This window comes from Kitasatospora sp. NPDC094028 (assembly GCF_049543595.1).
Taxonomy (GTDB): Bacteria; Actinomycetota; Actinomycetes; order Streptomycetales; family Streptomycetaceae; genus Kitasatospora.
Genome location: NZ_JBMVFA010000021.1, coordinates 1 through 13,369 on the forward strand (window position 1 = coordinate 1; position 13,369 = coordinate 13,369).

12 protein-coding genes and 1 pseudogene are annotated in these 13,369 nt (G+C 73.2%); 7 read left to right on the forward strand and 6 right to left on the reverse strand.

What is annotated here, in order from left to right; genetic code table 11:
- The 6 genes and pseudogenes from ACPC54_RS26810 to ACPC54_RS26835 all read left to right on the forward strand — a co-directional run.
- Positions 1 to 140 (forward strand): annotated as a pseudogene (locus tag ACPC54_RS26810) (DNA-binding protein); the annotation flags it as partial.
- Positions 141 to 690: 550 nt separating this feature from the next.
- Positions 691 to 2,901 carry a protein kinase domain-containing protein gene (locus ACPC54_RS26815; RefSeq protein ID WP_498968354.1) on the forward strand — a complete coding sequence of 737 codons (2,211 nt, stop codon included), beginning with the start codon at positions 691 to 693 and terminating at the stop codon, positions 2,899 to 2,901.
- A 101-nt stretch (positions 2,902 to 3,002) separates the two neighbouring features.
- On the forward strand, positions 3,003 to 5,099 hold the full coding sequence (locus ACPC54_RS26820; RefSeq protein WP_498968523.1) for a protein kinase domain-containing protein: 2,097 nt from the start codon (positions 3,003 to 3,005) through the stop codon (positions 5,097 to 5,099).
- Between the two features lie 25 nt (positions 5,100 to 5,124).
- Positions 5,125 to 5,937 (forward strand): hypothetical protein, encoded by an 813-nt coding sequence (locus ACPC54_RS26825; RefSeq protein ID WP_498968355.1) that lies wholly within the window; start codon positions 5,125 to 5,127, stop codon positions 5,935 to 5,937.
- Positions 5,938 to 6,181: 244 nt separating this feature from the next.
- Positions 6,182 to 6,391, forward strand: coding sequence for a hypothetical protein (locus ACPC54_RS26830; RefSeq protein WP_498968357.1), 210 nt, complete (start codon positions 6,182 to 6,184; stop codon positions 6,389 to 6,391).
- Complete coding sequence (locus tag ACPC54_RS26835) at positions 6,388 to 7,434, forward strand: radical SAM protein (RefSeq protein WP_498968359.1); 1,047 nt, start codon at positions 6,388 to 6,390, stop codon at positions 7,432 to 7,434. The genes ACPC54_RS26830 and ACPC54_RS26835 overlap by 4 nt, the downstream gene beginning before the upstream one ends.
- A 52-nt stretch (positions 7,435 to 7,486) precedes the next feature.
- Here ACPC54_RS26835 and ACPC54_RS26840 read toward each other — a convergent pair whose 3' ends face one another.
- From ACPC54_RS26840 to ACPC54_RS26865, 6 genes are all read right to left on the reverse strand, one after another.
- Positions 7,487 to 7,879, reverse strand: a complete 393-nt coding sequence (locus ACPC54_RS26840) for a hypothetical protein (protein ID WP_498968361.1) — start codon at positions 7,877 to 7,879, stop codon at positions 7,487 to 7,489.
- 78 nt (positions 7,880 to 7,957) lie between these two features.
- The gene (locus tag ACPC54_RS26845; protein ID WP_498968363.1) at positions 7,958 to 8,914 is read right to left on the reverse strand and encodes an FHA domain-containing protein; all 957 of its coding nucleotides are present in this window, start codon (positions 8,912 to 8,914) and stop codon (positions 7,958 to 7,960) included.
- Positions 8,915 to 9,332: 418 nt separating this feature from the next.
- Positions 9,333 to 9,728, reverse strand: coding sequence for an RICIN domain-containing protein (locus tag ACPC54_RS26850; protein ID WP_498968364.1), 396 nt, complete (start codon positions 9,726 to 9,728; stop codon positions 9,333 to 9,335).
- 306 nt (positions 9,729 to 10,034) lie between these two features.
- Positions 10,035 to 11,060 (reverse strand): AraC family transcriptional regulator, encoded by a 1,026-nt coding sequence (locus ACPC54_RS26855; protein ID WP_498968365.1) that lies wholly within the window; start codon positions 11,058 to 11,060, stop codon positions 10,035 to 10,037.
- Between the two features lie 158 nt (positions 11,061 to 11,218).
- On the reverse strand, positions 11,219 to 11,626 hold the full coding sequence (locus ACPC54_RS26860; RefSeq protein ID WP_498968366.1) for a hypothetical protein: 408 nt from the start codon (positions 11,624 to 11,626) through the stop codon (positions 11,219 to 11,221).
- 161 nt (positions 11,627 to 11,787) lie between these two features.
- Positions 11,788 to 12,402, reverse strand: a complete 615-nt coding sequence (locus tag ACPC54_RS26865; protein WP_498968368.1) for a hypothetical protein — start codon at positions 12,400 to 12,402, stop codon at positions 11,788 to 11,790.
- A 241-nt stretch (positions 12,403 to 12,643) separates the two neighbouring features.
- Here ACPC54_RS26865 and ACPC54_RS26870 point away from each other — a divergent pair, with 241 nt between their 5' ends.
- Complete coding sequence (locus ACPC54_RS26870) at positions 12,644 to 13,342, forward strand: restriction endonuclease (RefSeq protein WP_498968370.1); 699 nt, start codon at positions 12,644 to 12,646, stop codon at positions 13,340 to 13,342.
- Positions 13,343 to 13,369 lie beyond the last annotated feature (27 nt).

Genomic DNA, 13,369 nt, shown 5'->3' on the forward strand with positions numbered 1-13,369 from the left:
CCGGGCGGCGGATGGCCGGGAAATGGGTTGGCTTCGGCAAGGAATTTGATGTGAATACCGGCCCCTGGGAGCTTCGCCTGTTGGAGAAGTCCACAGTCGACGAAGCCCTTGCGCAGTACAGCTCTCCCCCCGCGGAGTAGCGGAAAGCTGAGAAACGCTGCAGGAGGCGGACGATTCCAGCCGCGCGGGCGCGGCAGCGGGTGGGGGCGGGTGGTCTCGGTCATCGCGCGATTCCTTCCAGGAGTCGGGAACGAGGGGTGGCGGGAGAACCTGGCGGCGTGCCGGGACCGATGAATGGGCAGCAGGGGTGCTTGGCCGCGCTCGGCGTCGAGCGTTGGCGGTCCCGGCCGGGGAGGCGGCGCCGAAGAGGAAGGCCGGCGCCGGGAAGCCGGGCGCCTTCGAGTGGGGCGTGGCCGCGCTCGCCCAGTACCGGGAGCGCGGCGCACTGGTGAGCGTGCCGCGCGGCCACGTCGAGGAGATCCCCGACCGCGAGGGCGGCGCGGTGGAAGTGATGCGCGGGGTTCGGACGTGCGCGGCTCTCATCCGGCCTGTCGGGCTGCGTGTTGGGCGCCTGCGGTCTGGTCGGTCGGCAGATGGGAGCCTTCAATTGATGGGGAGGGGAACCGTCGGATGGGTTGTCCGTGTCACTCTGTCCGTCTGTGAGGGCGGCGACACGCTGGGGGAGGCTTGGTGGCTGCCAACGGTGACGCCGAGGGCGGGAAGGCGCAGCCGGCCGTGTTCGTGGGCCCGTATCAGTTGCTGCGGCCGTTGGGCGAGGGCGGGATGGGGGTGGTGTATCTTGCCCGCTCGCCGGGGCTGCGGCTGCTGGCGGTGAAGGTGATCCGGCCCGAGTACGCGGAGGACCCGCAGTTCAGGGACCGGTTCCGGCAGGAGGTGGAGGCGGCCCGGCGGGTGACGGGGTTCCACACGCCGCCGGTGGTGGACGCGCAGCCGCGCGGTGCCCGGCCGTGGCTGGCGACGGCGTACCTGCCGGCTCCGTCGCTGGGCGAGGTGGTGCTGCGGTTCGGCCCGTTCGGCGAGGCCGGTGTGCGGGCGTTGGGGGCGGCTCTGGCGGAGGCGCTGGCCGCGATCCACGGGGTGGGGGTGGTGCACCGTGACCTCAAGCCGGGCAATGTGCTGGTCGCGCGGGACGGCCCGCGCGTCATCGACTTCGGGATCAGCCGGGCCTTCGACGCCGCTCACCTGACCCGGACCGGCATGGTGTGCGGCACCCCCGGTTTCATCGCGCCCGAGCGCATCGTCTCCGCGTCCGTCACCTATGCCTCGTCGGACGTGTTCTCGCTCGGCTGTCTGCTGGTGTACGCGCTCACCGGCCGTACGCCCTTCGGTGTCGGTGAGCCCGCGCAGATCAACCGGCGGGTGGTGTACGAGTGGCCGGACCTGTCCGGGGTGCCCGCCGCGCTGGGCCCGCTGGTGGCCGCGTGCCTGGACAAGGACCCGGGTCGGCGGCCCACGGCGGCCGGCGTGCTGGCGGCACTGGGCCCGGCCGATCCGGCGGCGCTGCTGAGTCCGGGACTGCTGGCCGACCTTGAGGACCGGGAGCGCCAGGCCGGGATCGACCTGGCGGCGCCGCCCGCGGATCCGCCCGCGCGGCCGGTGCGGGCGTGGCGGTCGCTGAGCCGCCGCGGGCTGTTCGGGCTCGGTGCCGGGCTCGGGGCGGGCGCGGCGGCGGCCGTGGGCGTGCCGTTGCTGCTCACCCGCCGGGCCCGGGCGGCCGCCGGGGCGGCGACGGTCGGCGACCCCGTGGACGCGTGGGGGGCCGACGCGGCCCGAGCCGGCGCCTCGCCCGCGCCGGCCCCCGCTCCGCTGTGGAGCCAGCCGTTCGGCGGCGTGACGGTCGACCACCAGCTGTCCCTGCTCGGCTCGACGCCGGTGTGGTGGAGCGAGGGCGATGGCGCGACAGGCCTGGACGCGGCGACGGGTCGTACCGCGTGGTCCCAGCCGGAGGTCCAGGTCCAGTTCGTCCAGGCGCAGAGCGGCCTGCTGTACGGCACGTCCCCGGACTTCGCGAGCCTGGTGTGGCTGGACGCCGCGGCCCGGACCCACCGGACACCGCTCGCCGTGCCCGCCGACCAGCAGACGAACGCCGCGATGACCCTGCGGGTCTTCGGCGCGGACGACCGGACGGTGGTGATGGCCTGGCAGACCTCCTTCGGCGGTGGCGGGCTCGTGGTCGGGGCCGATCTCGGCGGCGGCGAGGTGCTGTGGCGGCACGTCGTCGCCGAGAGCCTGGCGGTGTCGATGGCTCGCCACTCGGACGACCTGTACAGCGGTTCCGGCAGTTCGATGGGCCTGGTCGCCGACGGCACCTGCTACTACCGGGACGGCGACGTCCTGCACGCGGTGGACCTGCGGACGGGCGAGTCCCGCTGGCAGGCGGCCGGCCTCGCGCCCAGGGGCGCCGGGATACCCGCCCGGCTGCTGCGCACCGGCGACCTGCTGGTGATGGTCGTCAACGGGACGGTGGTGGCCGTGGAGGCGGCGACCGGGCGGCAGCGCTGGACCGCTCCCCCGGTCCCGCAGGCGGTCTTCGGCTGTGCGCTCGGCGGCGACCGGCTGCTGCTGTCCGGGGCCCTGGGCACGGCCTACTGCCTCGACACCACGACCGGCCGGGGGCTGTGGCACTGCACCGTGGCGGCCGTGAGCACCCCGAACGCGGGCGGTGACTTCCGGGCGCCGTCCGCGGGTGACGGCTTCTTCGCCGTGCCCCTGCCGGACCCGCCGTTCGGGTCGGCCGTCCTGGACGCCGCCCGTGGCACCGTCCGCTGGGTGGCCCGGCCGCCCTCCGACGAGGGCCTGTGGACCACCGCGGCCGACGGCCGGACGCTCTACTGCGCCTCCTCCACCGCGCTGCGCGCCTTCCGGGCCGGCACCGGATGAGCGAGCCGAGCGGGACGGACCCGGGGAGCGGGACGGGCCCGGGAAACGGGACGGGCGCACGGCGCGGGACGGGCGCACGGAGCATCGGCCCGTACCGTGTCCTGCGCAGGCTCGGCGCGGGCGGCATGGGCGCCGTCTATCTGGCCGCCTCCGGCAGCGGGCGCCCCGTCGCGGTGAAGACCGTGCAGGAGCAGTACGCGGCCGACCCCGACTTCCGGCGCAGGTTCGCCCAGGAGGTGACCGCGGCCAGGTCGGTCTCCGGGGCGTACACCGTGGCCGTGGTGGATGCCGATACCGAGGCGGAAATCCCCTGGCTGGCAACGGAGTTCGTCGCCGGGCCGTCGCTGTACGAGGCGGTGGCGCGGCACGGCCCGCTCTCCGGGCCCGCGCTGCACGTGCTGGGGGCGGGGCTGGTGGAGGCACTCGCCGCGGTCCACCGCGCCCGGATCATCCACCGGGACCTGAAGCCCTCGAACATCCTGCTCGCCCGGGACGGCCCGAGGGTCATCGACTTCGGCATCAGCAAGCCGACGGCCGACGCCCTGCCCACCGCGACCGGCCACGTCATCGGCACACCCGGCTTCATGTCCCCCGAGCACGCGGCGGGGCTCGGCCTCACCCCCGCCAGCGACCTGTTCTCGCTCGGTGCGGTACTGGCGTTCGCCGCGACCGGCCGCGCGCCCTTCGGCGAGGGGCCGCCGGCGGTGCTGGTCTACCGGGCCTCCGAGGAGCCCCCGGACCTGGACGGCGTGCCGCCGGAGCTGACGCGGCTGCTGGTGCGCTGCCTGGACCGGGATCCGGGGCGGCGGCCCGCGCCGGCCGAGCTCGCCGAGGCGTTCCGGTACGGTCCGGCGGTCGGCACCGGCTGGCTGGGAGGGGCGGAGCGGACCGTACGGCGGCGTGAGCGCGAGCTGGCCCGGGTGCTGAACGATCCGAACGGCACCCGGCGCCGGCTGCTCGTCCTCGGCGGCGCACTGCTCGCCACGGCCGCCGCGGGCGGTGTCACCCGGGCCCTGTGGCCGGGCAACGCCGGGGCACCCCCGAAGGCCTGGTCGGTGTCGCTGCCCCGGGCCGGGATGGCGCCGGTGTCCTGCGGGCCGGCGGCGGTGGTCTGCGCCGACCGCACCGGGGCGGTCGGCTACGCCCGGTCCGACGGGCGGGTGCTGTGGAGCAGCGCCGCCGAGGCGGGGGCGCTGCCGGTCGGCGACGGCGGGCGGGTGTGGTCGGTGGACCCGGACGGCACGGTGCGGGCGCGCGACGCACGCGGCGGCGCCGAGCTCTGGCGTTCCGCCGACCCGGTTCCCGGCGCGCAGTCCGTGGCCCTGCCGCTGCCGGGCCTGCTGCTGGTCACCGGGGCGGACGGGGCGTTGCACGGCTACGACGCGGGCGCGGGGCGCCGGTTGTGGAGCAGCGCGGCGCTGGGCACCTCCTTCCGCGTCCAGGGCATGGACGCGGCGGGGCTGCTGGTCGTCACGCTCCTCGGCGACCCGGCCGGGACCGCCGGCGGCGTTTTCCGCTTCCTGGCGCTCGACCGCACGAGCGGCGAGCGGCGCTGGACGCTGGACGCCCAGGAGCTCTACGCGCCGCCGAGCGGCGACAGCCTGTACGCCCTGGGCCCGGACCTCGCCCTGGCCGCCGTGGACGGCGGGCACGGAAGGGCCCTGTGGAGCCGGCCGAGCGGCCTTCCGCCGGCCCCGGCGACCATGTTCAGCGGTTCCTATCTGGGCTCGTTCTCGCTCCACCGAGGGGTGCTCACCTGCCTGCCCCTCGTCGGAACCACGGCCACCGACTGGCAGTGCCCGACTGCGGCCTTCGACACCGCGGGCGCCCGGCTCTGGACCGGCACCCACACCGGCATCGTCACCGGGTGCGCGGACACCGCCGCCCTGGTCGTGACCGGCGGCCCGCGGGGCGTGTCCGGCACCGACCTGCGCACCGGGGCCACCGTGTGGACCTGGCCGTCCGCGCCGGGCGCCGCCACCGTACAGGGCACGGCCGGAGGATCGGTCCTCATCACCACGCCCACGGACGCGGACGGGATCGCCCTCCAGGCGCTCGCCGAGGCCGATGGCGAACCCCGGTGGCGCCAGACCTTCGCCCGCCAGCCCGGCGACCCGCTCGTCCTGCTCCAGGACTCGGCCCTGCTGCTCGGCTACGGGAGCACCCTGACCGCCTACCACCTGTCAGCCGGCGGCTGACGCCCAGCGAAAGGCCCAGCACGAGATGGCCGAGTTCGAGGACACCCCGCCCGCCACCGAGCCGCTGCCGACCCTCCCCCGCACCAGCCCCCTGCCGCCCCCGGCCACTCCCGCCACCCTCCCCGACCCGGCGGACCTGCGCCCGGCCGGGCCCGCCCGGCGGTGGACCTGGCTGCTCGGCGGCATCACGGCCGGCGCGGGCGCGGCCGCGCTCGTCCTGGGCCTGGTGGCCAACCTCGTCACGCCGACCAACCTCGTCACGCCGCCCACGACCGCCTCCTCCGCGACAAACGTGAACGCTTCGGCTGCGGCCCCGCCCTCCGGCCCGGCGTCCCCGTCCGCGGCGCCCTACACCGCTTTGGCGGCGGGCTGCGCGCTGGTGCGCCCCGAGACGGTCGCCCGCTACGCCAAGGGCGCCCCCTGCAAGGAAGGGGCGCCGATGCCGAACGCGATCACGATGTCGAGCGGAAGCTGGACCAGCCTGGATTCCGGCATGACCATGATGCAGGTCATCGTCATCCTGTCCCCGGCCGCCGGCACCGTCTACCAGGAGTCGCTGCGCAGCGCCCGGTCGCTGGCCACCACCGTCGCCACCATGAAGATCACCGACGACCGGGCGGTCCCCGGCCTCGGCGAGCAGGCGACCCTGCTCTACACCGTCTCATCGGGTTTCGGCAGCATCGAACTCGTGGTGCTCCAGCGCAACGCGGTCGTCACCGTCAAGTACCAATCGGCCACCCGCTCCGGCTACACCGTGAAGGACGTCCCGCCCTCCGACGCCGAAGCCGCCGCCACGGCCGCCGCGCGGGACGCCCTGGCCACACTCACCGCCTCGTGAAAACGCGGCACCCCGCTCTCCCCCCACCTGCGCCGCCGACCGGTCCGCTCCGGTGCTCTGGTGGCCGAGCCTCCCGACGCGAAGAGCCACGGCGCGACCGAGCGCACCGGGGGCGGTCACCTGCCCAGACCAACATTCCGTGCGGCGCGCATCCCCGCCTCGGACGATATAGACGACGCCGTCCGGACGTTGTTCCGCGACCGGTCGGCACCCAAGCCCTCCCGACCCCTCAAGGGAGAAGACCATGGCCAATCAGGCACCCACGTTCGCCTTTCGCACGGAGGACCTCACCGTCGACAGCGACGGGAAGGTCAGAATCCAGGATCCGGACCTGAGCCGGGCCGTGACGGCCGCCATGGCGGCGCAGCCAAACCCGGCGCAGCAACCGACAGCCAACAACTGCCACGGCGGCAACTGCGCCAAGGGATGCGGCACGTCCGTGGGAGAGATGTGACCGGCGCCCTGGGCGAATCGCCCTCGTTCGACCAGGAGTTCGTCAACTCCTTTCGCAACGATCGCCTCCAACTGATCCTGCTGCCGACCGAGCAGTGCAATTTCCGCTGCACGTACTGCTACGAGGATTTCGCCATCGGACGCATGGCGCCCGAGGTCGTCAGCGGCGTCAAGAACCTGATCGATCGGCGCGCCGCCGGACTCCGGCACCTTCAGGTGTCGTGGTTCGGCGGGGAGCCGATGATGGCTCGCTCGATCATCGAGGACGTGGCCGCGCACGCACGCAGGGCGCAGGAGCAGCACGACGGCCTCTCCTACGAGAGCGATATGACCACCAACGGCTACCTGGTGGACGGCAGGACGGCCGAGCACCTGGCCACCCTCGGCGTCCGCGCGTACCAGGTCTCCCTGGACGGGCCCGACGAGTACCACGACCGGACCCGCGTGCGCGCCGACGGCAAGGGGACGTTCCAGCAGATCTGGCGCAACCTCCTTTCCGTCCGCGAGAGTTCCGCCCAGGTGCGGATGCTGCTGCGGGTCCATCTGACCCCGGAGAACCTGCCGGTGATGCCGGAGTTCCTCACCCGCATTCGGGACACCTTCCTCGACGACCCACGGTTCTCGGTGTTTCTGAAGCGAGTGGTACGCCTCGGCGGCCCCAACGACGCCACCATGGACGTGCTCGAATCCGACGACCGAAAGATCGCCGACCTGAAGTCGCTGCTGGTCCAAGGCGGCGGTGCCGAGCGACTGTTCGCCCCGGAGGAGGTCTGCTACGCCGCCCGGGCCAACTCGCTGCTGGTTCGTGCGGACGGCCGGCTGGGCAAATGCACCGTGGCCCTGTCGGATGCGGCCAACACCATCGGACGGCTCCTGCCCGACGGCTCGATCGACGTCGACAACCCGCGGCTGCGCCCGTGGCTGCAGGGATGGGAATCCCGCGACCCGGAACTCAACGCCTGCCCGTACTCGGCCTTCACCCGTGAAACGCGGCCGCTGCTGCAGATCACGAAGCAACCCCTCACGGTGGTGGCGTCCGGCTGACCGGCGGCCTCGATGCCGCCGGGCAGCGGGTGCCGGAGGCCGGCCTCCCGCCTCACAGTCCGATCGCGTGCAGGATCGGCTGCCCGGCCGTGCCCAGCCAGCCGGCCAGCGCGGTGACGGCCCCGAACAGGGCGGTCCCGGCCTTGAGCGCGACACCGGTCGCGCCGAGCAGCCGGGTGATCCGGGAGAGCCGGTCCGCGACGGCCGCCGGGTCCGGCTCGGGCGTGGCGGCCTCCCGGTCCAGCGCGTCCAGTTCCGCCTCGACCTGCGGCGCCGCCGACGCCGGCAGCGGCTGCGCCTCGACTGCTGTGCGCAGCTGTCCGACCAGTCCGCGCAGCTCCTGGGCACCGAGCGTCAATTGGCCCGACTGTCCGTCGTGGACGGTCTGGTCCCGGCCGACGTTGTTGATCGTCCCCGCCTGTTGGTTGCCGATGTTGAAGACCATGGGCGCGCCTCCCGTCAAAGCTCTCCGACTCGGTTCCGCGGACTCGGTTCCGCGGACTCAGCCCTCCGGACGCACGGCTCACGACGGCTGCGGTGGGTACCGCAACCGCCGGTTCTCCTCGTCCTCGAAGCGCCGCCGCCGCGAGGTGGCCACGACGTGCAGGACGATCCCGATGAGCAGGAGCAGGGAACCGATCGCCGCCGCCGCGAAGCCGATCGCACCGACCGGGACGCCTCCGACCTTCGGCCCGAGCAGGTCGGGCACCGAGTAGTCCGGGCTGCCGGACTGTGCCGCGTCGCTCGTCTTCGAGATGAAGCTGATCAGCGCCCAGCCGTATACCCCGCCGCCGGCCACGAACAGCAGGAACCCGGCGAGCACCAGGTGCCGGGCCCGGGTGCGGGTGGCCGCGACCTCGCGGAAGAAGCTCTCCCGCCGGGCCTGCATGACGTAGTAGTACTGGCTGTTGTACTGGTCCCCGCCGACGTTGCTGAGGTTCCCGTCTGCCTTCTGCCACTCGACGTCGTAGCGCGGGCCGGTGCCCGGCACGGGCGGCGACTCGCCCCGCGTCGGCACCGGCGGCCGCACCGACGGCATCGGCGGTACCGCCTCGGGCAGGTCCCGCGCAGGCGCCGGCCCCGGCCCCAACATCTGTGTCGCCGCCGTGGCGCCGTGCGCCGTCTCCGCCCCAGGCCCGGGGACGGTGTCGTCCGGGGCCCGCGGCTCCTCGTAGTGCACCTCGAACGGCCCGAAGTCGATCACGTCCCCGGTGTGCAGCACCTCCTGCCCGTGCAGCGGGTGGCCGTTCAGTCGGGTGCCGTTGGTGGAGTCCAGGTCCTCGACCGACGTGTGCCCGCCCGACCGCCACACCATCGCGTGGCGCCGGCTGACCCCGGGCTCGCCCACGTGGATCTGGCACCCCTCGTCCCGGCCGACCAGCATCGGCCGGTCGGCGACGACGTACACCTGGCCGCGCAGCCGCTCCGGGGTGTCGACGACGAGGCGGGGCAAGGTCTGCTGCTGCGGAGCCGGACTCATGGCACGACCTCCTGCCGGGGAGTCCCTCATCTCCAGTAAAGGCCACGCCGCCCGTCGGCACACCCCTTCCCCGGCGGCCATGGCGACTCTCCGGGTGCTCACGACCGCCGGGCCGGGTGCGACACGGGTGGCGACACGCTGCTTCGCAGACCCGGACCACCGGGGTTCTCGCAGGCCAGCGGTGCAACGCGACGGCCGGGCGGGCCTGCGCGTCGCGTCGCGTTGCACCCCGTGGTGCAGTGCCGGGCCCAGGCGGGACGGCGGCAGCGGCCGAGCGGTGGCCCGACGAGCAGATTCGGGCCCGGGACGCGCATCGCCCCGCGCCCGGAGTGGGCGCGGAGCGATGGGGTGGTCGACTTACGGGTGGCTCATGATGATGTCCACGCCCTGGGCCGACCGGCGGTCACGGGGGTGCGGATCAGTAGAGGGTCCAGTACTGGTCGGCGAACGACGCGCAGTCGTACTGGAACGCACCGTTTCCGTTGGCAGTGCCCTGCACCACCAGACACTTGCCGCTGTTCATGTTCCGGAGCTGGTAGGCGCCGCTCCACGAGGTGGGCACCAGGGTCCAGTACTGGTCGGCGAACGACGCGCAGTCGTACTGGAACGCGCCGTTTCCGTTGGCAGTGCCCTGCACCACCAGACACTTGTTGCTGTTCACGTTCTGGAGCTGGTAGGTGTCGGTCCACGCGGTGGGGACCAGGGACCAGTTCTGGTCGGCGAACGACGCGCAGTCGTACTGGAACGCGCCGGCGTTGTTCGCAGTACCCTGCACCACCAGACACTTGTTGCTGTTCGCGTTCTGGACGTGCATGCCGCCGGCCGTCAGCGAGGCCGACTGGTCACCGTCTGTGGCCGAGGCCGGCCCCGCCGTCCCCAAGAACGCGCACGCGGCGAGAGCCGCCGTCGCGAGGACCGAACCGGCCCGATTGGCCTTGCCTGCAAGTCGAAGCATCTGTCCTTACCCTTTTCTCGGAGTGCTGGAACAAATCCGCATCGATCTCGAACACTGCCGAACTCCCCCCAGTTCGGAGAATCGGCGGCCTGGAACATCCCGAACTTCCTTGCCAGGATTGCCCGTTCGCTGCTCAAGGTAGACGGCAGGCCGGTCGGGAACTCCTCACTGCGTCGCCGACTCTGCGCTCTCCCTCGCATCTACGACAGGCCCGCTCAGCGCCCCGCTGCGGTGTTCACGTGGAGTGAGACCGTAGGCGGCCTTGAAGGCGCGTCCGAAGTCCGAGGCGCGCAGGAGGCCGCAGCGGGCGGCGATGATGTGGATGGGCAGGGCGCGCAGCGCGGGGTCGGCCAGGTCGCGGTGCGCCTTGGCCATGCGTTGGCTGCGGATGTAGGCGGCGACGGTCTGGCCGTGGGAGTGCCGGGTGAACAGGCGGTGCAGGTGGCCGACAGAGATGTGGTGGGCCGCTGCGACAACCGGGGGCGCCAGGTCGGGGTGGTGAAGGTGCCGTCGGATGAACGACCTGATGCCCTCCATGGTGGCGCCGTCCCGGGTTTCCGACGACAACGCATGTTCGGCGTCGAGTTCCCGGGCGAGCCAGGCCGAGATCAGGTTCACGGCGACCGCGCCGAGCCTGACCCGCTCGGTGGGCCGTAAGTCGGCCGCCTGGCGGTCCAGTCCGCCGAGGAACTCCGCCAGAAGCGCGCCCGTCCCTCGACGCCCACACATCCTGCGGCCGACCAGATCTCCCAGGCGGTGCGGGGGGATCGGCAGCAACGACGCAGGCAGATCGATGCCGACCCCGGTGACCGTCCCCCCTCCCCGGCCCCGTGCGTCGATCCCCAAGTACCGTGTGTCAGAGGGACTTTGACTGAATGAAAGGACGAGGTCCCCCACCTGGTGTGCACCGACCTGGTTTTGACCGTAGCCGGCCGTCAGCATCGTCACGTGATAGTTCTCCTCGTCCGACGCCCGAATCATGCGCTCGGTCCGCCGGAACCGGGCCGACGGGAACGAGGTCCCCAGCAGGGCCACCGGCCCCAGCTCGAACCGCCGGACCTCCGCGCTGAAGTTCTCGATGTGGGCAGTGGTCGCATCACACTCCCGCGTCCGGAGCAGCAGTTCGTGCCAATTCTCGAAACGCTCCTGCGCCGACAGGCCGCAGTCCCCGGCCTCGGTGCCCGCCCCCATGGACCTCTCCTCCCGATGCGCTCCTCCCTGCCGGGCCGGCAGGGCTCTCCCCCGTCGACAGCATGCCAGTACACCGACAAGTCCACCGGCGCTTCGGGAGGGGAGGGCATCCGGCGGCGATCCCACAGCCGACGGCGGGCGAGGCCGCGGAGGGCCCGCTACTGGGCCACTGCACCGTTGCCGGCCGGGGTGCGGCCCGGCACGGGGGCGGCCAGCAGGTCGGCGGCGCGGGGGGTCTGCTCGTACAGGACGTGCTGTCCGGTGCGGGCGATCAGCCCGGTGTGGTGCAGGATGCCGAGGTGGTAGGAGACCGTACTGGCGGCAAGGAAGTCCCGCTCGCCCCGCTCCAGGGCGTCGCGAAGGACCACCGGAACCACTCGCCCGGCCAACCGCTCCTCACCGACCCCGTGAGCCATGATCTGCAGCTCCCAGCGCAGACGGGCGGAACCGGTTGTGGTGACCGCGTGCAGTTCCTCCTGCACCGCGGTCTCCGGGGCTTGCGGCTGCGGTGTCAGGAAGTCCGGCACGTAGTCCCACGAACCGCCGAACAGCGCGCTCAGCAGCACGAGTTGCCGGTCTCGGACCGCTTGCCGGCGCCGTCTGGCGGGCCGGGGCCCGCCAGACGGCCCACCCCGGGCCCGGGGCCGCCGAGGACGAAGGCGAGCCGGTCCCGTTCACCGCCCTCGCGTGCTGCGCACCCGGGCGGCCCGCGCCGCGGGCGGCACCTTCACGGGTGCGGCCGGCTCAGGTCGAATTGCCAGTACGCGGTCTCGCGGTAACCACTGGACGTCGGGGTGACCTCCACCGTGACGAAGCCCCCCTCCTTGTCGGGCTTGACCCGCACCGGCACCGTGCGCTTCCGGTCCCCGCCGAGAGGCGGCATGAGGAGGGATGCGGTGCCGGCCCGGTCCAGCACGGTCACGCCCCAGCCGGGGATGTCGGGGCCAAGGGGCTTCCCCCCACGGACCACGATGGGGGCTGAGCCGCTCTTGCCGAATGTGGTGTCCGGGGACTCCCCGCCCGGGCGCAGCTCTTTGTCGGTGCCGTTGTCGTAGGTGATGGTGAAGCTGTAGGTGTTGTCGGGCTCCCGGTGCGGCGGGCTCACCGTGATCGCCAGGTCGTCGTCGTAGTGGGCGGTCGCGCCGGGGCGCAGGGGTTCGGCCACGCTTCCGGACAGGTCTTGCAGGTGCCCGTACCCGGTCAGGCTTTTCTCGAACTTGCCCAGTGCCACGGCTCCCAGGACGGCCAGGACGGTGAGAGCGGCCAGCGCGAACCCGCAGCCGGTGGCCGACCGCGGGTTGCCCGAGGTCGGGGGGTTGGTGGGGGTCGGGTCCGTGTCCATGCAGGTCACGATAGAAAGCAACCGGCACCAACTCATGGGCGGACGTACTCAATAGCCGGCTGAGTAGTGCGAAGGTTCCCGGGGAGCGCCTGCCCCCCCCGGTCCTGGGGCGCAGTACGGCAGTTGCGGCGCGCCCGCAGCACCTGACGTCGCATCGGTCCCGGGTGTCCGCGGTGTTCGTCCCGGCTGTTGACGGGGGAGGGATGCCGGGTCGGATCCGATCGGACGCGAGGGGGCACAGGTGGCGAGGAAGCGCAGGTCGGCGGCGGCCAGGCGGCGGGCGGCCGGGCTGAAGGTGCTCGGGATCGGCGGGTTGACGGCGGCCGTGCTGCTGGTGGTGTTCTGGCAGCTGGTGTGGGTGTACGTCGTGGTCGTGCTGGCGGTCGCGGGCGCGGTGGCGGGCGGCTGGACGCTGTGGCGCAGGGACCGCACCGCCCGGCGGGAGGACCGGCGGTGGCGGGCGATGGACGCGGTCGCGGCCGGACACCGCACGCTGGCCGAGGTCGACCGGATGACCGGCACCGAGTTCGAGGACTTCGTGGCCGCCCTGTGCCGGCGGGACGGCTGCACGCAGGTGGAGAGGGTCGGCGGGGCCGGCGACAACGGCGCCGACATCAAGGGCGTCCTGCCGGACGGCCGGACCATGATCGTGCAGTGCAAGAGGTACGCACCGGGCAACGCGATCCCCGCCCGGGAGATCCGCGACGTGATGGGCGCACTCCAGCACCACCGGGCCCAGGTCGCCGTGTTCGTCACCACCTCACGCTTCACCCGCCCCGCCCAGAACCTGTGCACCGAACACGGCATCTGGGCCCTGCACCGCGACCTGCTCGGCCTGTGGAACAACGGCGCCGGCCTGCTCTCCTTCCCCCAGATCAACGGCGCCGGACAGGGCGACCGTCAGCACCGGGCGCGCTGGAACCGCACCTACCAGCGGTAGACGGCCCGGCCGAGCGGGCCGCCCGGG

Coding starts and splice junctions, on each gene's coding strand:
- ACPC54_RS26825 (WP_498968355.1), top strand. CDS start 5,125: ATGGCCGAGTTCGAGGACACCCCGCCCGCCACCGAGCCGCTGCCGACC.
- ACPC54_RS26830 (WP_498968357.1), top strand. CDS start 6,182: ATGGCCAATCAGGCACCCACGTTCGCCTTTCGCACGGAGGACCTCACC.
- ACPC54_RS26840 (WP_498968361.1), bottom strand. CDS start 7,879: ATGGTCTTCAACATCGGCAACCAACAGGCGGGGACGATCAACAACGTC.
- ACPC54_RS26845 (WP_498968363.1), bottom strand. CDS start 8,914: ATGAGTCCGGCTCCGCAGCAGCAGACCTTGCCCCGCCTCGTCGTCGAC.
- ACPC54_RS26850 (WP_498968364.1), bottom strand. CDS start 9,728: ATGCACGTCCAGAACGCGAACAGCAACAAGTGTCTGGTGGTGCAGGGT.
- ACPC54_RS26855 (WP_498968365.1), bottom strand. CDS start 11,060: ATGGGGGCGGGCACCGAGGCCGGGGACTGCGGCCTGTCGGCGCAGGAG.
- ACPC54_RS26865 (WP_498968368.1), bottom strand. CDS start 12,402: ATGGACACGGACCCGACCCCCACCAACCCCCCGACCTCGGGCAACCCG.